18 protein-coding genes and 1 riboswitch are annotated in these 22,451 nt (G+C 66.5%); of the genes, 13 read left to right on the forward strand and 5 right to left on the reverse strand.

From position 1 onward, the window contains the following. The first annotated feature begins 128 nt into the window (after positions 1-128). Positions 129-1,886 (forward strand): DUF885 domain-containing protein, encoded by a 1,758-nt coding sequence (locus DFR49_RS01250; RefSeq protein WP_119034237.1) that lies wholly within the window; start codon positions 129-131, stop codon positions 1,884-1,886. A gap of 233 nt (positions 1,887-2,119) precedes the next feature. Here the strand turns inward: DFR49_RS01250 and DFR49_RS01255 are convergent, their stop codons facing one another. Continuing rightward, positions 2,120-2,989 carry an aspartyl/asparaginyl beta-hydroxylase domain-containing protein gene (locus DFR49_RS01255; protein WP_245968186.1) on the reverse strand — a complete coding sequence of 290 codons (870 nt, stop codon included), beginning with the start codon at positions 2,987-2,989 and terminating at the stop codon, positions 2,120-2,122. A gap of 160 nt (positions 2,990-3,149) precedes the next feature. Between DFR49_RS01255 and DFR49_RS01260 the strand changes: the two genes are divergently transcribed. Together DFR49_RS01260 and metE are read left to right on the forward strand one after the other, a co-directional pair. Then, positions 3,150-6,065 (forward strand): M16 family metallopeptidase, encoded by a 2,916-nt coding sequence (locus DFR49_RS01260; protein ID WP_119035210.1) that lies wholly within the window; start codon positions 3,150-3,152, stop codon positions 6,063-6,065. A gap of 58 nt (positions 6,066-6,123) precedes the next feature. Further along, positions 6,124-6,326, forward strand: a riboswitch (cobalamin riboswitch). Between the two features lie 114 nt (positions 6,327-6,440). Next, positions 6,441-8,729 carry a 5-methyltetrahydropteroyltriglutamate--homocysteine S-methyltransferase gene (metE, locus tag DFR49_RS01265; RefSeq protein ID WP_119034238.1) on the forward strand — a complete coding sequence of 763 codons (2,289 nt, stop codon included), beginning with the start codon at positions 6,441-6,443 and terminating at the stop codon, positions 8,727-8,729. Positions 8,730-8,768: 39 nt separating this feature from the next. On the opposite strand, the gene DFR49_RS01270 is transcribed toward metE, so the two are convergent. Then, complete coding sequence (locus tag DFR49_RS01270; protein ID WP_119034239.1) at positions 8,769-10,559, reverse strand: AMP-dependent synthetase/ligase; 1,791 nt, start codon at positions 10,557-10,559, stop codon at positions 8,769-8,771. Positions 10,560-10,642: 83 nt separating this feature from the next. Beyond that, complete coding sequence (locus tag DFR49_RS01275) at positions 10,643-11,680, reverse strand: quinone-dependent dihydroorotate dehydrogenase (protein WP_119034240.1); 1,038 nt, start codon at positions 11,678-11,680, stop codon at positions 10,643-10,645. 222 nt (positions 11,681-11,902) lie between these two features. Between DFR49_RS01275 and DFR49_RS01280 the strand changes: the two genes are divergently transcribed. The 9 genes from DFR49_RS01280 (at position 11,903) to DFR49_RS01315 (ending at position 19,378) form a co-directional block, all read left to right on the forward strand. Next, complete coding sequence (locus DFR49_RS01280; protein ID WP_119034241.1) at positions 11,903-12,760, forward strand: helix-turn-helix transcriptional regulator; 858 nt, start codon at positions 11,903-11,905, stop codon at positions 12,758-12,760. A 102-nt stretch (positions 12,761-12,862) separates the two neighbouring features. Further along, on the forward strand, positions 12,863-13,387 hold the full coding sequence (locus DFR49_RS01285; RefSeq protein WP_119034242.1) for an SUF system Fe-S cluster assembly regulator: 525 nt from the start codon (positions 12,863-12,865) through the stop codon (positions 13,385-13,387). A 3-nt stretch (positions 13,388-13,390) separates the two neighbouring features. Next, on the forward strand, positions 13,391-14,854 hold the full coding sequence (gene sufB / locus DFR49_RS01290) for a Fe-S cluster assembly protein SufB (protein ID WP_119034243.1): 1,464 nt from the start codon (positions 13,391-13,393) through the stop codon (positions 14,852-14,854). Continuing rightward, on the forward strand, positions 14,851-15,183 hold the full coding sequence (locus DFR49_RS21560; RefSeq protein ID WP_147373607.1) for a hypothetical protein: 333 nt from the start codon (positions 14,851-14,853) through the stop codon (positions 15,181-15,183). The genes sufB and DFR49_RS21560 overlap by 4 nt, the downstream gene beginning before the upstream one ends. Continuing rightward, positions 15,183-16,028 (forward strand): Fe-S cluster assembly ATPase SufC, encoded by an 846-nt coding sequence (sufC, locus tag DFR49_RS01295; RefSeq protein ID WP_119034244.1) that lies wholly within the window; start codon positions 15,183-15,185, stop codon positions 16,026-16,028. The genes DFR49_RS21560 and sufC overlap by 1 nt, the downstream gene beginning before the upstream one ends. A 114-nt stretch (positions 16,029-16,142) precedes the next feature. Continuing rightward, on the forward strand, positions 16,143-17,225 hold the full coding sequence (locus tag DFR49_RS01300) for a SufD family Fe-S cluster assembly protein (RefSeq protein ID WP_119035211.1): 1,083 nt from the start codon (positions 16,143-16,145) through the stop codon (positions 17,223-17,225). Further along, a complete protein-coding gene (locus DFR49_RS01305) occupies positions 17,222-18,460 on the forward strand; it encodes a cysteine desulfurase (protein WP_425454898.1) in 1,239 nt (412 codons plus the stop codon). Before DFR49_RS01300 ends, DFR49_RS01305 begins: the two co-directional genes overlap by 4 nt. After that, entirely contained in the window at positions 18,457-18,921 is a 465-nt protein-coding gene (locus DFR49_RS01310) for an SUF system Fe-S cluster assembly protein (protein ID WP_119034245.1), read from the forward strand. The genes DFR49_RS01305 and DFR49_RS01310 overlap by 4 nt, the downstream gene beginning before the upstream one ends. A gap of 100 nt (positions 18,922-19,021) precedes the next feature. Further along, the gene (locus tag DFR49_RS01315; protein ID WP_119035213.1) at positions 19,022-19,378 is read left to right on the forward strand and encodes a HesB/IscA family protein; all 357 of its coding nucleotides are present in this window, start codon (positions 19,022-19,024) and stop codon (positions 19,376-19,378) included. Positions 19,379-19,381: 3 nt separating this feature from the next. Here DFR49_RS01315 and DFR49_RS01320 read toward each other — a convergent pair whose 3' ends face one another. Together DFR49_RS01320 and DFR49_RS01325 are read right to left on the reverse strand one after the other, a co-directional pair. Beyond that, positions 19,382-21,307 (reverse strand): acetyl/propionyl/methylcrotonyl-CoA carboxylase subunit alpha, encoded by a 1,926-nt coding sequence (locus DFR49_RS01320; protein WP_119034246.1) that lies wholly within the window; start codon positions 21,305-21,307, stop codon positions 19,382-19,384. A gap of 150 nt (positions 21,308-21,457) precedes the next feature. Further along, positions 21,458-21,940 (reverse strand): nuclear transport factor 2 family protein, encoded by a 483-nt coding sequence (locus tag DFR49_RS01325; RefSeq protein WP_119034247.1) that lies wholly within the window; start codon positions 21,938-21,940, stop codon positions 21,458-21,460. A gap of 79 nt (positions 21,941-22,019) precedes the next feature. Here DFR49_RS01325 and DFR49_RS01330 point away from each other — a divergent pair, with 79 nt between their 5' ends. Continuing rightward, complete coding sequence (locus DFR49_RS01330; RefSeq protein ID WP_119034248.1) at positions 22,020-22,451, forward strand: endonuclease domain-containing protein; 432 nt, start codon at positions 22,020-22,022, stop codon at positions 22,449-22,451.

Consider the following 22,451-nt stretch of genomic DNA (forward strand, 5'->3'; position numbering starts at 1 on the left):
GAGGTGCCCGTGCGATCGCCGCAAGTGAGCGATCGCTTGGGCGCGATGTGGCTCAGGTTTCAGCGCGGGTGGCGCATGGCGGCGCAAGGTGCCAGAAACGTCGCCGAGACGAATCGGGGAGCTGGTGAATGCGCAAGGCGTTGTTGACGGGAATTGCACTGGCCGCGCTGGCGACGATGGGGGCGTGTTCGCCGAGCGACGGCAATGGCAACACCGATCTCACCATCGTCGACAAGCAGGCCGGCGACCCGAAATGGACGCCCTTCGTCGACGATTTCATCGCCGGCTGGTTCCGGCTCGATCCCGGTTTCGCGGTCTATCAGGGCAAGCACGAATTCGACGGCCAGCTCCCCGACTGGACCGACGCCGGGCTCGCGAAGCAGAAGGCGTTCCTGCACCAGGCGATCCAGAGCGCGCAGCATTTCACGCCCGAAACGCTGAGCCCGCAACAGCGCTTCGAGCGCGATTATCTGGTTCAGGTCGCCAAGGGCAAATTGTTCTGGCTCGAGGATGCCGACAGCCCCCATACCAACCCCGCTTATTATGTCGGCGGCGGGCTGGACCCCAACGTCTATATCGCGCGCAACTATGCCGACAAGCCGACGCGGATGAAGGCGATGATCGCCTTTTTCGGGCAGGTGCCGACGGCCGCCGCGGCGATCAGGGCCAATCTCAAGACCCCGATGCCCCGGAGCTTCATCGATTACGGCGTCGCGGGGTTCAACGGACTCGGCGATTTCTACGCGGGCGACGCGCGCCAGGCCTTCGCCGATGTCGACGACAAGGGGCTGCAACAGCAATTCGCCGATGCCTCCGCCAAGGCGGCCAAGGCGATGCACGATCTCGGCGCGTGGCTGGCAAGCCAGAAGGCGTCGGCCAACACCGATTTCGCGCTCGGCTCCGAACGCTTCTCGAAAATGCTGAGCGCGACCGAAGGCGTCGACATTCCGCTCGATCAGCTCGAGGCGATCGGCAAGGCCGATCTCGCCAAGAACCAGGCCGCGCTGAAGCAGGCGTGCGCGCAATTCGCGCCCGGCGCCACGATCGTCGCATGCACCGCCAAGATGAAGGCGAACAAGCCCCCCGAAGGCCCGGTCGCCGCGGCGCGCAAGCAGATCCCCGAATTGCGCGACTTCGTCGTCAGCCACGACATCGTCAGCATCCCCGGCACCGAGGAAGCCAAGGTCGAGGAAAGTCCACCCTACAATCGGCAGAATTCGGCCTATATCGATCCGCCGGGGCCGTTCGATAAGGGCATTCCGTCGGTCTATTACATCTCGCCGCCCGATCCTGCGTGGCCAAAGCAGGTCCAGCTCGATTTCATTCCGGCGAAGGACGATCTGCTGTTCACGACGATCCACGAAGTGATGCCGGGGCATTTCGTGCAATTCCTGCACGCCAATCGCTCGCCGTCGATCTTCGGCCAGCTCTTCGTCGGCTATGCCTATGCCGAAGGCTGGGCGCATTATGCCGAGCAGATGATGTGGGATGCCGGCTATTCGGACGGCGACCCCGAGGTTCATATCGGCCAGCTATCCAACGCACTGCTGCGCGATTGCCGCTTCCTGTCGGCGATCGGTCTACACACCAAGGGGATGACGCAGGACCAGTCGCGGCAGATGTTCGTCGATGAGTGCTATCAGGACGAAGGCACCGCCCGCCAGCAGGCGGCGCGCGGCACCTATGATCCCGCCTATCTCAACTATACGCTCGGCAAGCTGATGATCCTGCGGCTGCGCGACGATTGGACCGCGAGCCGCGGCGGGCGCAAGGCGTGGAAGGCGTTCCACGACCAGTTCCTGAGCTATGGCGGCCCGCCGATCCCGCTGGTGCGCCAGGCGATGATGGACGAACCCACCGCGCGGGCGCTGTTTCCGGGGCAATAGAAGGCCGTTTGAGGCGCCTTCCGGCGCATGGCGGCATCACGATCCAATTAGAGTCGGATGACTTTACGTTGATCCGTTCGCCCTGAGCTTGTCGAAGGGCCGTTCTGCGATAGGCCCGCTGATCGCTTGCGGTGCGGAGTACGGTGCTTCGACAACCCCGGATCAAGTCCGGGGACGAGCGGGTTTGGGGAGCGGTTCGACTTAAAGGCATCAAGCTCCAATGGGTCCTGACCCTAACCGTCGCGCCGGCGGATGGCGTCGTTCCAGCGCAGCAGGTTGGCGCGCGTCTCCTGTACGAAGGGCGAGCGGCGGACGGCGCCGAGGAACAGATCCGCGATCAGACGACCCGGCTGGCGCAGCGGACGGCGGAACTGGAGCGAGAGCACGACGCGCGTGCCGCCGGTGTCGTTCCAGACCTCGTGGGGATGGGTGTCGTCGAACACCAGGGTCTCGCCTTCCGCCCAGCGGACGATGCGATCGCCGATCTTCATGCGGACGTCGCCGTCGCGCGGCACGATCAGCCCGAGATGGCAGGTGATCAGCCCCTTGGTGACGCCGCGATGGTTCGGGATGTGCGTGCCCGGCGCGAGAATCGAGAAGAAGGCGCTGTTGAGATTGGGGATGCCCGCGACGAGCGCTGCCGTTCGGGGGCAGCGCGCGAGGTTCTCCTCGATTGCGTAGCCGTAGCCGTGGAGGAAGAACGAGCGCCACTTGCCCGGCTCGGCGATACCGCGGTGATCGGGCGAGATCGTGGCGAGCGGGGGCGAGGCCTCACCGACGAGCGCGATCGCGATCGCCTCGTTGCGAACGGCACGCCAGTTGGCGCGCAATTCCGCCGTCCAGGGGAAGGCACGCACGTCGAGCACGGCATGGTTGGGCACCAGCGACGCCGCGGCGATGAGGCGATCGACCAGCCGGCGCAGACGCTTGCCGACCCGGATGACCAGCGGCCGGTGCGGCGTCGGCATGCGGCCGTCGGGCGCGCGCGGGGGTGAGGACAGGACGCCGAAATCGGGCAGCGTGCGGCGCGGTTCGGTGATCGGCGCGCCCAAATCGTGCCACAGTGTGGGGTTCGTGGACTTGGCCTCGGCGTGCACGCTCACTCTCTCGTCAACTCGCCGGGGTGCGCCTCGGCCCGGCCGCATCGGGCGGCTTCTTGAAGGGCGTCTACGCGCGCTGTTGGTCCAAATCATGGCCGATACCGGGCGCAGGTTCGTCCGCGACGGCTTGGCGGATGGCAAGCGTTCGGGGTAGATGACGCCGATGGTCGTTTTCCCCCGCGCGCTGCGCCTGTCGCTTCTCCTCTCTCTCTTGTTCGCCGCGCCGAGCACGCTCGATGCGCAATCGACAGCGCCCGCCCCACGCGACGGTGCGACGGCCTCGTCGGTGTTCCAGCAACCGGGCTGGCTGTACGAGGGCAGCGACATCACCCCCGATCCCGATTGGTATTTCGGGACGCTGCCCAACGGCCTGCGTTATGCGGTGCGCCACAATTCGGTGCCGCCGGGGCAGGTCTCGATCCGGGTGCGGATCGACGCCGGGTCGCTTGCCGAAAGCGAAACCGAGCGCGGCTTCGCGCATCTGATCGAGCATCTGTCGTTCCGGGGCTCGAAGGGGGTGCCCGACGGCGAGGCACGGCGCATCTGGCAGCGGTTGGGCGCGACCTTCGGTTCGGACACCAACGCTCAGACGACGCCGACCCAGACCGTCTATCAGCTCGATCTGCCCGCCGCGACCGAAGCGTCGGTGGGGGAGAGCCTGCGCCTGCTCGCAGGCATGATGGCGGCGCCCAATCTCGACAAGGCGGCGCTCGATGCCGAACGGCCCGTGGTGCTCGCCGAGCAGCGTGAGCAGCCCGGCCCGCAGGTCAAGTTCAGCGACCTGATTCGCACCACCTTCTTCGCCGGGCAGCCGCTCGCCGATCGCTCGCCGATCGGCAATATCAAGACGCTCGAAGCCGCGACCCCGGCCGCCGTTCAGGCGTTCCACGATCGCTGGTATCGTCCGAGCCGGACCGTCGTCGTGCTCGTCGGCGATATCGATCCGGCGCTTGGCGGCAAGCTGATCATGCAGCATTTCGGCGGCTGGAAAGGCGCCGGCCCCGATCCCGCCGACCCCGATTTCGGCACACCCGACAAGACGCAGCCCGCAGGCGCGGCGCTCGCCGAGCCCGGCTTGCCGACGCTGGTGGCGCTGGCGACCGTCAGGCCGTGGCATTTCAACCAGGATACGGTGATCTTCAACCAGAAGCGCATGATCGACATGCTGGCGGCGCGGATAATCAACCGGCGGCTGGAGACGCGGGCGCGTGCGGGCGGCAGCTATATCCAGGCGCAGGTCGATCTCGACGACGTGTCGCGATCGGTGAACGGCACCTTCGTCAACATCATGCCGATCGGCGACGATTGGGAAGCCGCGGTGCGCGACGTGCGCGCGGTGATCGCCGACGCGATGGCGAACCCGCCCGACCAGGCCGAGATCGATCGCGCGGTGGCCGAGTTCGATTCGATCATGAAGCAGGGCGTACAGACCGCCGCTGCCGAGCAGGGCACCGACCTTGCCGACATGATGGTCGGCGCGCTCGATATCCGTGAGACCACGACCTCGGCGGCGACAAGCTACGCGATCCTGACCGGGGCCGAGGACAAGAAGATGTTCACGCCCGCCTCGGTGCTGGCGTCGACGGCGAAGATTTTCGACGGCATCCAGCGGGCGGTGGTCTCGACGCGCGCGCCCGACGCCAATGCCGCCGCCAAGCTCGCCGCGGTGATGAAGGAGGATGTGTCGGGCCTCGCGGGCAAGCGCAAGGCGCTCGCCGCGACCGCTTTTTCGCAGCTCCCCGCGCTCGGTGCGCCGGGCAAGGTCGTCAGCCGGACGGCGATTGCCGGGCTCGACATGGAGCAGGTGACGTTTGCGAACGGCACCCGGCTGCTGCTGTTCCCCAACGATGCGGAGGCCAACCGCGTCTACGTCAACGTGCGTTTCGGGGGTGGGTACAACGCGTTGCCCGCCGACAGGCAGACGCCCGCCTGGGCCGCCGACCTCGCGCTGGTATCGAGCGGGATCGGCAAGCTGGGGCAGGACGATCTCGACGCGCTGACCGCCGGACGCCGCATCGGCATGGACTTCGGGATCGATGACGACGCCTTCTCGCTTGCGGCGATGACCTCGCCCGACGATCTCGCCGATCAGCTCAAGCTGATCGCGGGCAAGCTCGCCGCACCGGGATGGGACCCGAACCCGGTGACGCGTGCGCGCGCGGTGATGCTCGCGGGTTATCCGAGCCTCGGCGGTTCACCCGCCGGCGTGCTCGCGCGAGACCTCGAAGGGCTGCTCCACAACGGCGATCCGCGCTGGACCACGCCCGATCCCAAGACGATCTCGGCGCTCACCCCGGCAAGTTTCCGCGCCTTGTGGGAACCGCTGCTGCGGCAGGGGCCGATCGAGGTGCAGGTGTTCGGCGATATTCCCGCCGACCAGGCGATCGCCGAAGTGGCGGCGACGATCGGCGCGCTCAAGCCGCGCACCGCGAGCAAGGCGCCGGCCGCGCCGATCGCCTTCCCAAAGCACGATATGTCTCCTGTCGTGCGCACGCACAGCGGCCCCGAGAATCAGGCGGCGGCGGTGATCGCCTGGCCGACCGGCGGCGGGGTGGAACAGATCGCCGAGTCGCGCCGGCTCGATGTGCTCGCGGCGGTGTTCAGCGATCGGCTGATCGACCAACTCCGCTCGCAGGCGGGGGTCAGCTACAGCCCGCAGGTGGTGAGCAACTGGCCGGTTGGGCTCGCATCGGGCGGGCGGCTGATGGCGGTGGGGCAGGTGCCGCCCGACAAGACCGCCTTTTTCTTCGAGCTTGCGCGCAAGATCGCCGCCGATCTCGCCGCGACGCCGATCAGCGAGGACGAATTGCAGCGCACCGTCGGCCCGCTCGCGCAATATGTGCTGCGCGCCTCGACCGGCAACCAGTTCTGGATGCAGCAACTGGGCGGCGCGACCAATGATCCGCGCCGCATCGCCGCCGCGCGTGCGATCGTGGGCGATCTGAAAGCGGTGACCCCCGCGACGCTCCAGGCCACCGCGGCCAGATATCTGCGCCCTGACAAGGACTGGACGATGGAGGTCGTGCCCGAGAAGGTGGCGGCGGCGATGAAGGGGGCTCGGACGGCCGACGCCGGATAGCGCTGGGGGTCATATAAAGAAATCTTTATATCACGCTTGACGCCGGCGCAGCAGCGCGCGATGAAGGGGTGTCGAGGTTCTCCGGTGGGGCTGTCCCCATCGGAGCTAAGAAGGGAAGCCGGTGCGATACCGGCGCTGCCCCCGCAACTGTGAGCGGCGAGCGGCGGCCCATCCATGTCACTGAGGCCGATGTGCCTTGGGAAGACGGGCCGTCCGCATTGACCCGCGAGCCAGGAGACCTGCCTCCGACGCGATAACGTCCACCGGCGGGGTGCCCGGTCTGGTCGCTTGTGCGGTCCACGGCCGGGTTTCCGGCGTCGTCGCGTGCTCGTGTCCGGTCTGAAGCGCTCCGCCCCATCTTCGGGGTTGAAGACCATGACCGTCACCGTCGCCACGCTTGGCTTTCCACGTATCGGCCCGCGCCGTGAGCTGAAATTCGCACTCGAGAAATTCTGGTCGGGCAAGACCGACGAGGCCGCGCTCGCCACCGCCGCGGCCGGGCTGCGTACCGCTGCCTGGGCGCGACAGAACGCGCTCGGCGCCGATTGGCTGCCCGCGGGCGATTTCTCGCTCTACGATCACATGCTCGACATGAGCATGATGCTGGGTGCGGTCCCGGCCCGGTACGGCGCCGCACCCGGCGCGGCCGATCTGGTGACCTATTTCGCGATGGCGCGCGGCACCACCGGCGGCGAGGACGGCTGCGGGCACGGCCACGCCAGCCTGACGGCGTGCGAAATGACCAAATGGTTCGACACTAATTATCATTATATCGTGCCCGAACTGGCGGCGGGGCAGAAGCTGGCGCTCGGTCGGCTGAGCGTGCTCGACGCCTGGCGCGAGGCCAAGGCGCAGGGGTTCGCGACGCGTCCGGTGATCGTCGGCCCCGTCACCTGGCTGAGCCTCGCCAAGGGGCAGGGGGCCGATCCCTTCGACTTCCTCGACGAGGTGCTGGGGCTTTACGCGGCGATCCTCGGCCATCTCGGTGAGGCAGGGGTCGATTGGGTGCAGATCGACGAACCGATCCTCGTCACCGATCTCGACGACCGCCAGCGCCGGGCGCTCACGCGCGCTTATGCCAAGCTCGCGCGCTCGGGGCCGAAGCTGATGCTGACGACCTATTTCGGAGCGCTCGACGACAATCTGTCGCTTGCCGCGTCGCTGCCGGTCGCCGGGCTGCATGTCGATCTGGTCCGCGCGCCCGAGCAGCTTGAGGCGGTGCTGCGCGCGGTGCCCGACGCGATGTTGCTGTCGCTCGGCGTGATCGACGGCCGCAATGTCTGGCGCAGCGATCTGGAGGCGTTGCTCGACCGGATCGAGCCGATCGCCACGCGCCGCGATCTCGTGCTCGCGCCGTCATGCTCGCTGCTCCACGTGCCCGTCGATCTCGCGCTCGAAACGAAGCTCGACGGCGAGGTGACGCAGTGGCTCGCGTTCGCGGTCCAGAAGATCGAGGAACTGGCGCTGCTCAAGCGCGCGCTCAATGAAGGCCGCGCGAGCGTCGCCGACGATCTCGCGGCGGCGGCGCGTGCGGTTGCGGCGCGCAAGACCTCGCCGCGTATCCATGACCCCGCGGTGGCCGCACGCATCGCCGCGGTGACGCCCGCGATGCGCGAGCGGGGCAGCCGGGCGGCGCGCGACCGCGCGCAGGCCGCTGCGCTGGGGCTGCCCGCCTTTCCGACGACGACGATCGGCTCGTTCCCGCAGACGAGCGAGGTGCGCAAGGCGCGCGCCGCGTTCAATCGCGGTGAACTGGAGGGGGCGGCGTACGACGCTTTCCTGCGCGAGGAGACCGAACGCGCGATCCGCTGGCAGGAGCGGGTAGGGCTCGACATGCTCGTCCACGGCGAGTTCGAGCGCAACGACATGGTCCAGTATTTCGGCGAGCAGCTTGCCGGCTTCGTCTTCACCGTGAACGGCTGGGTGCAGAGTTACGGATCGCGCTGCGTGCGGCCGCCGATCCTCTATGGCGACGTATCGCGGCCCGCGCCGATGACGGTCGATTGGTGGCGCTATGCCCAATCGCTGACGGACAAGCCGGTCAAGGGGATGCTGACCGGCCCGGTCACGATCCTCAACTGGTCGTTCGTGCGCGACGATCAGCCGCGCGCGGCATCGTGCCGCCAGATCGCGCTCGCGATCCGCGACGAGGTGATCGATCTCGAAGCCGCCGGCGCCAAGGCGATCCAGATCGACGAGGCGGCGTTACGCGAAGGTTTGCCGCTGAGGCAGCGCGATTGGCAGCAGTATCTCGACTGGGCGGTCGATTGCTTCCGGCTGACCGCCGCCGGCGTCGGCGACGCGACGCAGATCCACACGCATATGTGCTATTCGGAGTTCAACCACATCCTGCCCTCGATCGGGGCGATGGATGCCGACGTGATTTCGATCGAGACCGCACGCTCGCAGATGGAATTGCTCGAAGGTTTCGCGCGCTATCGCTATCCGGCCGCGATCGGACCGGGGGTGTACGATATCCACGCGCCGCGCGTGCCCGACGAGGCGGAGATGGTCACGCTGATGCGACTCGCGCAGCAGCACCTGCGGCCCGATCAGCTCTGGGTGAATCCCGATTGCGGGCTCAAGACGCGCCGATGGGAGGAAGTGCGCCCGTCGATCGAGGCGATGGTGTCGGCCGCGCGGACGCTGCGCGCGGTGGTTTGAACGGGGAGCGCGGCGACGGCGTCGTCGAGGCGACGCCGCTCACCCCCGATACAGCGCGTCGAGCCGATCGCCGTACACTTGCTTCAGGATATGGCGCCGGATCTTCATCGAGGGCGTAAGTTGTTCGTTCTCGATCGTAAACGGTTCGTCGGCGATGATGAAGCGGCGGATGCGCTCGATCTGTGACAAGTCCTTGTTGACCCGCTCGACCGCGGCGCCGAGCGCGGCGCGATAATCGTGATCGTGCGCGAGATTGGCGAAATTGCAGGGATCGCCGCTTCGCGCGCACCATTCAGCGGTCCATTCGGGATCGGGCACCAGTGCGGCGACCATATAGGGTTTGCGGTCGCCCGCGATCATCGCCTGCATGATCTCGGGCTGGAGAGTGAGCATTCCCTCCACCTTTTGCGGGGCGATGTTGTCGCCCTTGTCGTTGATGATCAGGTCCTTCTTGCGATCGGTGATCTTGATCCGGCCCTTGGCGTCGATCTCGCCGATGTCGCCGGTGTGAAGCCAGCCGTCCTTGAGCACGCGTGCGGTTTCGGCCTCGTTGCGCCAATAACCGTGCATCACCAGTTCACCGCGCACGAGGATTTCACCGTCGTCGGCGATCCGCACCTCGGTATCGGCGAGCGGGGGGCCGACGGTATCCATCCGCAAGCCCGCCGAGGGGCGGTTGCAGGAGATGACGGGCGCCGCCTCGGTCTGGCCGTAGCCCTGGAGGAAGGTGAGGCCGAGCGACTGGAAGAAGATGCCGATCTCGGGGTTGAGCGGTGCGCCGCCCGAGACCATCGCTTTCATCCGGCCGCCGAAGCGCCTGGCGATCTTGGGCTTGAGCGTGCGGCCGAGGAGCAGTTTCATCGGCATGTCGGTGAGCCGGGCCTTGCGCTCGTAATCGCGCGCGCCCACCGCCTGCGCGCGGTCGAGCAGCCAGGCGGGCAGCTTGCCCTGCTTCTCGATCGCCTTGGCGATCCGCGTGCGCAGCACCTCGAACAGCCGCGGCACGACGACCATGATCGTCGGGCGGACTTCCTCGATGTTCGAGGCGAGCTTTTCCAGCCCCTCGGCATAATAGATCTGCGCGCCGAGCCCGATCGGGAAATGCTGGCCGCCGGTGTGTTCATAGGCGTGGGAGAGCGGGAGGAAGGAGAGGAACACCTCATCGTCCCACCCGAAATCCTCGGCGATGACACGCGCGCAGCCGTTGACGTTGTGCAGGATCGCGCCGTGATGCTGCATCACCCCGCGCGGCGCGCCGCCGGTGCCGCTGGTGTAGATGATGCAGGCGAGATCCTCGCGCGCGAAATCGGCCTCGGCGGTGGCGGTTTCAGGATCGACGGGGCGCGTCGCGATCAGATCGTGCCATGAATAGGCGGCATAGGCGCCCGACTGCGCGGCGCGCAGATCCTCCATCCCGATTACGATCCGGGCGTGCGACGATCGGATAACGGCCGGGAGCACGGTTTTGGCCAGCTTCGCGTTCGAGACGATTACCGCCGCGGCGCCCGAATTCTCGATGATATGGGTGTGATCGCGCTCGGTATTGGTGGTGTAGGTCGGCACCGTCACGCAGCCCGCGGCCATGATCGCGATATCGCTGATGCACCATTCGGGGCGATTTTCGGAGACGAGCATCACGCGGTCGCCGCGTTGCAGCCCCAGCGCCTTGAGCGCGGCGGCGAGGCCCGCCGCCTGACGCGCCGCCTCGGCCCAGCTCGTCGCAACCCAGCGGCCGTCCTGCTTGCGCCACAGGAACGGTTTGTCGCCGCCCTCGCGGGCGCGGGTGAAGAACATCGTGACGAGATTGGGGAAATGCTCGAGCGTCCGCATCGTCTCTCCTGGCCGGCCGTCGCCGCCTTTCGATCAGGAGCCTAGCGCGCTTCGCCGCACTGGCAAGACGTTAGGTCCTGTCCCTATATCGTGCCGGTTCCCACCGCCTCCGAAACGCGCGCGAAGCCGTCGCGTTGCAGCAACTCGGTGAGCCCGCGCGCGATCCGGCGCGGCAGCCCCGGCCCTTCGTAGACGAGCGCCGAGTAAAGCTGGATGAGGCTCGCACCCGCGCGAATCCGGGCATAAGCATCATCCGCGTCGCCGATTCCGCCCGCCGAGATCAGCGGCAGCGCGCCGCCGGTCGCGCGGCGGAAGTCCGCGAGCCGTGTGCGTGCCAGCGACGCCAGCGGCGCGCCCGAGAGACCGCCGGTCTCCGCCCGATGTCGCGACGCCAGATCGGGACGCGAGATGGTCGTATTGGCGACGATCAGCGCGTCGATTTCGTGCGCGATCGCGGCGCGGGCGACGGCGTCGATCGCTTGTGGATCGAGATCGGGGGCGACCTTGAGGAACAGGGGCGTGGCCCCGCGTGCCTCCTGCGCGGCTGCGAGCAATTCGTCGAGCGCGTCACCGTGTTGCAGATCGCGCAGGCCCGGCGTGTTGGGCGAGCTGATGTTGATCGTCACATAATCGGCGAGCGGGGCGGCGCGCGCGACGCCGATGCGATAATCGCCGATGCGATCGGTCGATTCCTTGTTGGCGCCGACGTTGATGCCGAGGATGCCGCGCCGTCTGGCCTTGGCGACGCGGGCCAGCGCGGCGTCGATCCCGCCATTGTTGAACCCCATCCGGTTGATGACGGCGCGGTCCGCGGTGAGGCGGAACAGGCGGGGGCGGGGATTGCCCGGCTGCGCCAACGGGGTGAGCGTGCCGATCTCGACCGCGCCGAAGCCGAGCCCGAACAGGCCGTCGATCGCGCGGCCGTCCTTGTCGAGCCCGGCGGCGAGGCCGATCGGATTGGCGAAGCGCAAGCCCGCCAGTTCGGTTGCGAGCGACGGTGCGGAGGCGCGCGCGGCGAACGGCGCCCCCAGCGCGCCCCAGCCCGCGAGCGCATCGATCGCAAGGCCGTGCGCGCGTTCGGCGTCGAGAGCGAACAAGGCACGGGAAAGCCCACCGGTCATCGCCCGCCCATGACACCGGCGCGGCCGCACGTCAAAGCGCGGCGTGTCGGATTCTTCCAATACAACGCGCGTGATAGCGATCAGAGACGACGTGCGACCCGAAGGTTTCCCGATTTGGGAATCCTCACCTAGCCGGCCCGGCGGTTTCAGCCGACCGGGCCGCTTTTCTTTGTGGCCGTATCGGCCTAAACTCGGCGCTGCGTCGTCGAGTGAAAACGGGTCATGCCTGACATCGAATTGGAATATGCCATCCCCTCGGCCGAGGTCAGCGACTTCGTAACCCTGTTCTACCGCTTTCGCGCCGATATCCGATGCTTCGAGGATACCGAGCGCGCCGACCATGCGCAGCTTCGCTTTCGGCTGTCGGGCGGGGTCGCGACTTATCGGATGCCCGACGGCAGCGTTCAGGATGCGGCGCCGATCCACATCATCGGGCCGACGACCGGGGCGATGAAGGTTTCGGTGGACGGGCCGGTTCATGCGTTTGGATGCGGCATCACGCCGACAGGATGGGCGGCGCTGCTGGGGGTGGACGCTTCCGGCATGATCAACCGCGTCGTCGATGCGCACGACGTGTTCGGCCGCGACGTGCTGCGCCGCGCCACGCGCGCGCTCATCGCCGCGCCGGACATGGCCGCGATGGCGACAATCGGGGAGGGCCTGATCGGCACCCTGGTCGATCGGCGCGATGGCGGCGCCCGCGCCTTCGTTCGTCATGTCGATGCCTGGCTGGCGGGCAGCGTCTCGCCCCGGATCGAGGATCTGGTGGCGGTGACGCGGCTGTCGCGCCGCCAGGTCGAGCGCAAGTGCAACGCGCTCTATGGCGCCCCGCCCAAGCTGCTTGCGCGCAAATATCGGGCATTGCGCGCGGCGGTGGCGCTGATCTCCGACGATGCGTCGCTCGACGACGTGCTCGAACGCGGCTTTTACGATCAATCGCACCTGATCCGTGAGATCAAGCAGTTCACCGGGCTGACGCCGCGCCAGATCAAGGCCGAGCCGTCGGTGCTCGCACGGCTGACCTTCGCGCAGCGGCGCGCGCTGGGCGGGCTCGTCGATCCGCTGATCAGCGACACCTGAATTGCGAGTGATTCTCAAGGAAATCCGCGGTTGACGTAACGCGTGGCCGTCCCCATCTGTCCAATCGGAACGAATCAGTCTGATTTGGTCAGCAGAGACACTATGCGCCTTTCGAGCCTCGCCGATTATGCGATCGTTATCCTCAGCGCCGCCGCGCGCCGGTGCGGTGCGCGCGGGCGGCTGAACGCGACGCTACTCGCCGAGGAGACGGGCGTGCCGCTGCCGACGGTGCAGAAGCTGGTCAGCAAACTCTCGGCCGCGGGATTGATCGAGACGCTGCGCGGCACCGGCGGCGGCCTCCGGCTCGCGCGGCCGCCGGCGACGATCAACCTCGCCGACATCATCGAAGCCGTCGAAGGCCCGATCGCGATGACGACGTGCCTCGAACAGGGTCGCGCCGATTGCTGCATCGAGGAGAATTGCCGCGTGAAGCCGCATTGGGGCATCGTCAACGAGGCGGTGCGGGGCGCGCTCGCGGAAGTGTCGCTGGCTTCGCTGTCTTCCTTTCCCGGCGCCGGGCGGCATTTGGCTGCGAAGCCGCCATTGGCGGATCGCGCCGCGCCCCCTTCGACGCTTTCCCGACTGAACCCCGGTCTGCGCCGGGGCGGCACTGTAGGAGTCGCCTAGATCATGGCCACCCGCAACGCAGAGGCGCTCGCCGCCGTCAGCAAGAAGTACGAGTGGGGCTTTTCGTCCGACCTCGAACAGGAATTCGCGCCCAAGGGGCTGAGCGAGGATACCGTCCGCTTCATCTCCGCGAAGAAGGGCGAGCCCGAATGGATGCTCGACTGGCGGCTCAAAGCGTACCGGATGTGGCTGGAGATGGAGGCGCCCGATTGGGCCAGGCTCTCGATCCCGCAGATCGATTACCAGGACGCTTATTATTACGCCGAGCCCAAGGTAAAGCCGACGCTCAAGTCGCTCGACGATCTCGATCCCGAGATCAAGCGCACCTATGAGAAGCTCGGCATTCCGATCGAGGAGCAGAAGGTGCTCGCCGGTGTCGAGGGCGCGCGCAAGGTCGCGGTCGACGCGGTGTTCGACAGCGTCTCGGTGGCGACCACTTTCCGCAAGGAACTCGCCGCGGCGGGGGTGATCTTCCTGTCGATCAGCGAGGCGGTGCGCGAATATCCCGAGTTGGTGAGGAAGTGGCTCGGCAAGGTCGTGCCGCAGCGCGACAATTATTTCGCGACGCTCAACAGCGCGGTCTTTTCCGACGGCACCTTCGTCTACGTGCCCGAGGGCGTGCGCTGCCCGATGGAGCTTTCCACCTATTTCCGCATCAACGCCGAGAATACCGGCCAGTTCGAGCGCACGCTGATCATCGCCGACAAGGGCGCCTATGTCAGCTATCTCGAAGGCTGCACCGCGCCGATGCGCGACGAGAACCAGCTTCACGCCGCGGTGGTCGAACTGGTCGCGCTCGACGATGCCGAGATCAAATATTCGACCGTCCAGAACTGGTATCCCGGTGACGAGAACGGCAAGGGCGGTATCTACAATTTCGTCACCAAGCGCGCGCTGTGCGCGGGGACCAACAGCAAAGTGAGCTGGACCCAGGTCGAGACCGGCAGCGCGATCACCTGGAAATATCCGAGCTGCGTGCTCTCGGGCGACGGATCGGTGGGCGAGTTCTATTCGGTCGCGGTCACCAACAATTTCCAGCAGGCCGATACCGGCACCAAGATGATCCACATCGGCAAGAACACGCGTTCGACGATCGTGTCGAAGGGGATCAGCGCAGGACGTTCGGACAACACCTATCGCGGGCTGGTGCGCGTGAATGCGGGCGCGGAGAACGTGCGCAACTTCACCCAGTGCGACAGCCTGCTGCTCGGCGACCAGTGCGGCGCGCACACCGTGCCGTATATCGAGGTGAGGAACCCGAGCGCGCAGATCGAGCATGAGGCGACCACGAGCAAGATCAGCGACGACCAGATGTTCTACGCGATGAGCCGCGGGCTCGACAGCGAGGCGGCGGTGGCACTGATCGTCAACGGCTTTGCCAAGGAGGTGCTCCAGCAACTCCCGATGGAGTTTGCCGTCGAGGCGCAGAAACTGCTGGGGATCAGTTTGGAGGGGAGCGTGGGGTGATGCTGTTTCCAACTAAAGAGAAGGTTGAACGCGAGATTGATGCGCTCTTGACTCGGTTCGAACGAATCGAAGCGCGAGCTCAGGCTAATGTTGAAGAAAGCAATAAATTCGCATCATTGCTCGGCCCAAATGAGATCGCTGAGACGCTGCTACGCAACACGCAGTCCATCATTCACAATTTACACGAAGCCGGCGCCCAAGCACGTTTCGGCCTGCGTCCGATCCGCTCGATTGCGAACGATCTTCCAGCAGTTGCCAAGGTTGCTAGCCAATACGCTGGGCTACTCGACAATATGGATTTCGCTCGAAAAGCAGGTGAACGCGCCTAATGCTCAAAATCGATAACCTCCACGCCGAAATCGACGGCAAGGAAATCCTCAAGGGGCTCAACCTCGAGGTGAACGCGGGCGAGGTGCACGCGATCATGGGGCCGAACGGCGCGGGCAAGTCGACGCTCGGCTATGTGCTCGGCGGGCGGCCCGGATATGAGGTGACGGGGGGCAGTGTGATGTTCCATCCCGCTCGTCATGCCGGCCTTGTGCCGGCATCCGCCTCGCCTCAGGCGGAAGCGCTTGCGGATAAGCAGACCCCGGCACAAGGCCGAGGTGACGACCATGGCTGGGTCGATCTGTTGGAACTCGAACCCCACGAGCGCGCCGCTTTGGGGCTATTCCTCGGCTTCCAGTATCCGGTCGAGATTCCCGGCATCTCCAACGTCCAGTTCCTGCGCGAAGCTTTGAACAGCCAGCGCAAGGCGCGGGGCGAGGCACTGCTTTCGGGCGGCGAATTTCTCAAGCTCGCACGCGCGCAGGCGGATGGGCTCGGAATGGATCAGGAGATGCTCAAGCGCCCGGTCAATGTCGGCTTTTCGGGCGGCGAGAAGAAACGCAACGAGATGGTGCAGATGGGGATCATCGCGCCCCGCTTCGCGATCCTCGACGAAACCGACAGCGGGCTCGACATCGACGCGTTGAAGGCGGTGGGTGAGGGCATCAACCGCATCATGCGCGCGCCCGACAAGGCGGTGCTGCTGATCACGCATTACGAGCGGCTGCTGGAGATCGTCGCGCCCGATTTCGTCCATGTGCTCGCCGGCGGTCGTATCGTCCGTTCCGGCGGGATCGAACTGGCGCGGCAGCTCGAGGCCGAAGGCTATGCGCAGGTGGCGGCATGATGATTTCTTTCCGTCATGCCAGCGCAGGCTGGCACCCATGTCTCTCGCCGCGAACGGTGATGACGATTGGAACAGAGATAGACTCCAGCCTGCGCTGGAGTGGCGAGCTTGTATATGGTTGAACTGCTCGAACTTCCTTCGCGGCGCGAAGAAGCGTGGCGCTGGTCGCGGCTCGATGCGCTACCCGAACTGGCGCGCGCGCGCCACGGGCAGGCCGGAAATGCTGCGCAGCATTTTATCGGATTGGGCGGGCCGCGACTGGTGTTCGTGGATGGCGTGCTCGATGAGGACGCAAGCGAGCTTGGCCGCGTGTCGATCGGGGCACTCGAGCTTGCGACCGATCATCCGCTGGGGCGGCAGGCGACGGGCGCCGGCTGGGCGCTGACGCTCGACCGCGATCAGGCGACCGATGGTATCGAGATCGTCCACGTCGCCTCGGGCGGCGCCAACCATCTGCCCGCGCGCATCACGCTGGCCGAGGACGCGGTGGCGTCGGTGGTCGAAACCTATGTCGGTGAGGGCTGGGCCAACCGGCTGACGCAGATCGAGCTTGCGCGCTCGGCGCGGCTGATGCGCTCGGTGCGAATGTTGCAGGGATCGGGCTTCGTCTCGATCCGCGACGAAGCGACGGTGGGCGAGGGCGCGAGCCTCGTTTCGGTGTTTCTCGGCGCGGGCGGGATGGATTGCCGCATCGACGACGCGATCACCTGCAACGGCGCGGCGGCCTATGCCGAACTGGGCGGCGCGTTGCTGACCGATGGCAACCAGCGCCAGGAATGCGCTGTTTCGCTGCGCCACGATGCGGTGAATGGGCAGAGCCGGCAGATTTGGCGCGCGGTCGCCAAGGACGTATCGACGGCAAGCCTGGCGGCGCGCGTCGAGGTGGCGCGCGGCGCGCAGAAGACCGACGGCGAACAATCCTTGCGCGGGCTGCTGCTCGATCGCACCGCGACGATCAACCTCAAGCCCGAACTCGAGATTTTCGCCGACGACGTCAAATGCGCGCATGGCGCGACCGTGGGCGAACTCGATGCCCGCGCGCTGTTCTATCTCGCAAGCCGCGGCATCGCGCCGGCGCGGGCAAGGGGGCTGCTGACGCGGGCGTTCGTCGCCGATGCGATCGATCGGATCGGCGATGAAGCGACCAGGGATGCCTTTTCCGTCGATGCCGATGCCTGGCTGGAGAAAACATTGTGACGGGGGTCTCGGCCTCACTTTCGCCTGACCTTTCGGCTGATCGGGCGCTCGACGTGCGCGGTGATTTTCCGGCGATCCCCGAAGGCTGGGCATATCTCGACAGTGCGGCGACCGCGCAGAAGCCGCGCGTCGTGGTCGACGCGATCACGCGCGCCTATGGCGAGACCTACGCCACCGTCCATCGCGGCGTCTATCAGCGCTCGGCGGATATGACGCTGGCCTATGAAGCCGCCCGCAAGCGCGTCGCGGGCTTCATCGGTGCGGCGTCGGCCGACGAGGTGGTGTTCGTGCGCGGCGCGACCGAGGGGATCAACCTTGTCGCCGAGTGCTGGGCGGGGAAGCAGCTTCGCAAGGGCGATCGCATTCTGCTTTCGACGCTGGAGCATCATTCGAACATCGTGCCGTGGCAGCTCGTTGCCGAGCGCGTGGGCGCGGCGATCGATGTGGTGCCGCTGACCGGCGACGGCAGGATCGATCTTGACGCGATGGCGGCGATGCTGACGCCGGCGCACAAGCTGGTCGCGCTAGCGCATGTCTCGAACGTGCTCGGCTCGGTGCTCGATGCCCGGCGCGCGACCGAACTGGCGCATGGTGTTGGCGCGAAATTGCTGCTCGACGGGTGTCAGGCGGTGCCTCGGATGGCGGTGAACGTCGCCGACCTGGGGTGCGATTTCTACGTCTTTTCGGGCCATAAGCTCTACGGCCCGACCGGGATCGGCGTGCTGTGGGGCAGGGGCGACCTGCTCGAGGCGATGCCGCCGTATCAGGGCGGCGGATCGATGATTGATCGCGTCAGCTTCGCGCGCACCACTTATGCCCCGCCGCCGGCGCGCTTCGAAGCGGGGACGCCGCATATCGTCGGCGTCGTCGGGCTGCATGCGGCGATCGATTATGTCGAAGGTGTCGGGCTGGAGCGCATCCATGCCCATGAAGCGGCGCTGGTGCGCGAGGCGCGCGAAGCGATGGCGGGCCTCAACAGCGTGCGCGTGTTCGGGCCGGAGGAGTCGGCGGGCATCCTGAGCTTTGCGGTGGAGGGGGTGCATCCGCACGACATCGCCACCATATTGGACGAAGGGCAGGTCGCGATCCGCGCCGGGCACCATTGCGCGCAGCCGCTGATGGACGCGCTGGGCGTGCCGGCGACCGCGCGGGCGAGCTTCGGCGTCTATAGCGGCCCTGCGGACGTGGCGGCGCTGATCAAGGGAATCGAACGGGTGACGAGGATCTTCGGATGAACGAAGCACGCAAGATCGTGGTCGAGGAGGTCGATGCAGTGGAGGCGCCGCCCAAGGCACGCGTCGAGAGTGCGGCGGAGACGTTCGAGCGCAAACGCGATTATCTCGAAGGCTTCCTCGCGCAGCAGCCGCCGCCCGTGTCGGGCGGCGAGCCGGGCGGGGCGCTGTACGAGGCGGTAATCGACGCGCTCAAGGAGATCTACGATCCCGAAATCCCGGTGAATATCTATGATCTGGGCCTTATCTACGGGGTCGACGTTACCGCGGACGGGCATGTCGCGATCACGATGACGCTGACGACGCCGCATTGCCCCGTCGCCGAATCGATGCCGGGCGAAGTCGAGTTGCGCGTCGGCTCGGTGCCGGGGATCGCGACCGCCGATGTCGATCTGGTCTGGGACCCGCCGTGGGACCCGCAGAAGATGAGCGATGACGCCAAGCTCGAACTGGGGATGCTGTGAATGCCCGCGGGCTTTGAGGAGCTGGAACGACCGCCGCCGAGGGGGTGGGGGGAAGGCAAGACCGCCCCAGCTCCTCTGCCTTGGGGGCGTGGAGAAGACGATGACCGACGTGAAAACCCGTAAGCGCCCCGCGCCCTTGATGCTGACGCCCGATGCCGAGGCGCGGATCGCGAGCCTGATGGCCAAGGCGCCCGAGGACGCGATCGGCGTCAAGCTCTCGACCCCGCGGCGCGGCTGTTCGGGGCTGGCCTATTCGGTCGACTATGTCACCGCCGCCAACCCGATGGACGAGCGCATCGACACGCCGGGCGGCGCCCTGTTCGTCGATGGCGCGTCGATCCTCTATCTGATCGGCTCGACGATGGACTGGACCGAGGACGATTTCGCCGCGGGGTTCGTGTTCAACAACCCCAATGCGAAGGGTTCGTGCGGGTGCGGCGAGAGCTTCACGGTGTGAGGATCATTCTTCGTTGCGCTCGACCTGCACCAGCAAGCTGCCTTCGCTGACCTGCGCGCCTTCGGTGGCGGCGAGATCGGCGATGATGCCGTCGAACGGGGCGGTGAGCGTGTGCTCCATCTTCATCGCCTCGAGCGTGACGAGCTTCTGACCCTTGGCGACGGCGTCGCCCGCCGCGACCGAAACGGCGATGATGCGGCCCGGCATGGGGGAGAGGATGGCGCCATCGGTGGCGGTGCCTGAGGCGGTGCCGGATCCGCGGTAAGGGGCGGTGACAAATGCCGCTCCACCATCGAACATCACTGCCGTTTGCCCGATGCCGACCATGCCGTTGCGTTCATCTTCCCAATAGGCGCGGAACTCATCCATGCTGTCTGCGAACTCAATGGGCACCCGTTCACCATCAACAGACAGCACAACGGTGCGCTGACGATCGGCATTCAAGCGGAATCCCAAAGTTCCCGCAAAGCGGGCCTCATCACCTGGAGAGCAGATTGGCGGATGAAAGTCGTCGTTATAGACCGCACGGTCGGCGGCTTGTTGCAACAACGCGGGGCGAGGGCGCGGGGCCTCTATCAGCACATCCTGATGTTCTGCGATAAAACCGGTTGTAACAGCGCCTGCTTGAAATTCCGGTCTGAGGAGCAGGCGGTGCAGGAACCAGGCATTCGTCTTGACCGGGATGCATTCAACGCGACCGACCGCGTCCGCCAGCTTCGTAATTGCCTTTTCCCGCGTGTCCGCTGTTGCAATCAACTTGGCGATCATAGGATCGTAGAACGGAGAAATCGTGTCGCCTTGCTCGACGCCAGTTTCGATTCGCCCGGCCCCCCGGAACACAAGGTGATCGAGTGAGCCGGTGCTTGGCAGAAATCCCGCGGCCGGGTTCTCCGCATAAAGCCGCGCCTCGATGGCCCAGCCGTTGATCTTCAGCTCCTCCTGCCGCTTCGGCAACGGCTCACCGTTGGCGACCCATAGCTGCCATTCGACCAAATCCTGACCGGTTATTGCCTCGGTCACCGGGTGTTCGACCTGCAACCGGGTGTTCATTTCCATGAACCAGATGCGGTCGGCGCGCAGCCCGTCGCTCGCGTCGGCGATGAATTCGATCGTGCCGGCGCCTTCATAGTCCACTGCTTTGGCGGCGCGGACGGCGGCGGCGCAGACGGCCTCGCGCGTCGCCTCGTCCATGCCGGGGGCGGGGGCTTCCTCGATCACCTTCTGGTGGCGGCGCTGGAGCGAGCAATCGCGCTCGAACAGATGGACGACATTGCCGTGGGCATCGCCGAACACCTGCACTTCGATATGGCGCGGCGAGAGGATGTATTTCTCGATCAGCACGCGATCGTCGCCGAACGAACTGGCGGCCTCGCGCTGGCACGATTGCAGCGCGTCGGCGAATTGCGGCGCAGCATCGACGCGGCGCATCCCCTTGCCGCCGCCGCCCGCGACCGCCTTGATCAGCACCGGATAGCCGATCGCATCGGCCTCTGCGTGGAGGCGATCGGGGTTCTGATCCTCGCCGAGATAGCCCGGCGTCACCGGCACGCCCGCGGCGATCATGCGCTGCTTGGCGGCGTCTTTGAGGCCCATCGCGCGGATGCTGTCGGGCTTGGGGCCGACCCAGATCAGCCCGGCATCGATCACGGCAGCCGCGAAATCGGCATTTTCCGAGAGGAAGCCGTAGCCGGGATGGATCGCCTCGGCGCCGGCCTGCTTCGCGGCGGCGATGATTTTGTCGCCGACGAGATAGCTTTCGCGTGCGGGCGAGGGGCCGATATGGACCGCCTCGTCGGCCTGACGGACGTGGAGCGCGGCGGCGTCGGCATCCGAATAGACCGCGATCGTGCGGATTCCCATGCGGCGCGCGGTGCGGATGACGCGGCAGGCGATTTCGCCGCGATTGGCGATGAGGAGCGATGTCAGCATGGGTCCGCCGGGGTAAAGTGGAGAAAGTGGAGAGTGTCGCACGGTTTTGTCCGCTTTGCCGCGAGCGCCCGGAAACGGGGGCGAGGATGCGGGCGGGCGATGCTCATGCGGTGATCATAAACCAGATGGGGTGCTGTAGGACAGCGCACGTCATGCCGCCTCGCACCCCGTGGTGCGCTGCGACCAGGTGACGTTGAGCACCTTCCACTGGCCGGCGTCGTGGATCAGGTCGAAATGGTCGACCCCGCAATGGTGCGGCTTGCCGTCGAGCAGGAAAGTGTACGGCCCCCAGACCATCGCGATATCGCCGTCGATCTCGACCGCGGGCGGGCCGGTGAAGCGTTCCTCGAATGCCTCTGCGCCCGGCTTGATGCCGGCGGTGAATTCGTCCCAGCTAAGATGGCGGATCGTGCGGGTGCCGTCGGGCTGTTCGATGGCGACGGTGGCGCCGCCTTCGGGGCGAAGCTCGGCGCGGATCGCCTGCGCGTCGTGCGCCGCGAGGCCGGCGAACATGCGCTCGACGGGGGCGAGGACGGCGGCGGTATCCGCATCGGGTGGCGGCAGCGCAGTGCCCTTGATGATGGGCGCGACCGGGGTGACCTGAAAGAGAAGCGGGAGGATGAGGGGGAGCATGGGTGGAATCCTATGCGATCCTCCCCGAGCTTGTCTCGGGGAGGGGGACCATGCGAAGCATGGTGGAGGGGGAAGGGAGATGTTGCGAGACGTTGCGCCTAAACCGAAAAGCGAGACGGTCGCGAGATCGCGCCGGTTGCGGCGTGTGATGTCTCCGCCCGAAATCGCGCTTTGGCAGGTTTTGCGCGCGCGCCCCGCGGGTCTCAAATTTCGACGGCAACATCCAAGCGGCGATTATACGCTCGATTTCTACTGTAGCGACGCCCGGTTGGCGATCGAGATCGATGGCGAGGCGCACGGGCGAGGTGATCGGCCGATGCGCGATGCGCGGCGTGATCGGTGGTTTGCGGGTCACGGCATTGCGACGGTGCGGATTCCCGCGCGTGAGGCGCTTCGCGATCTGGATAGGGTCGTTCGGGGGATCGTCGTGGCCGCGCAGGCGCGGCTGCCCCTCCACCATCCGGCTGCGCCGGACGGTCCCCCTCCCCGAGACAAGCTCGGGGAGGAATAA

The organism is Hephaestia caeni (assembly GCF_003550065.1).
GTDB classification, from domain to species: domain Bacteria; phylum Pseudomonadota; class Alphaproteobacteria; order Sphingomonadales; family Sphingomonadaceae; genus Sphingomonas; species Sphingomonas caeni_A.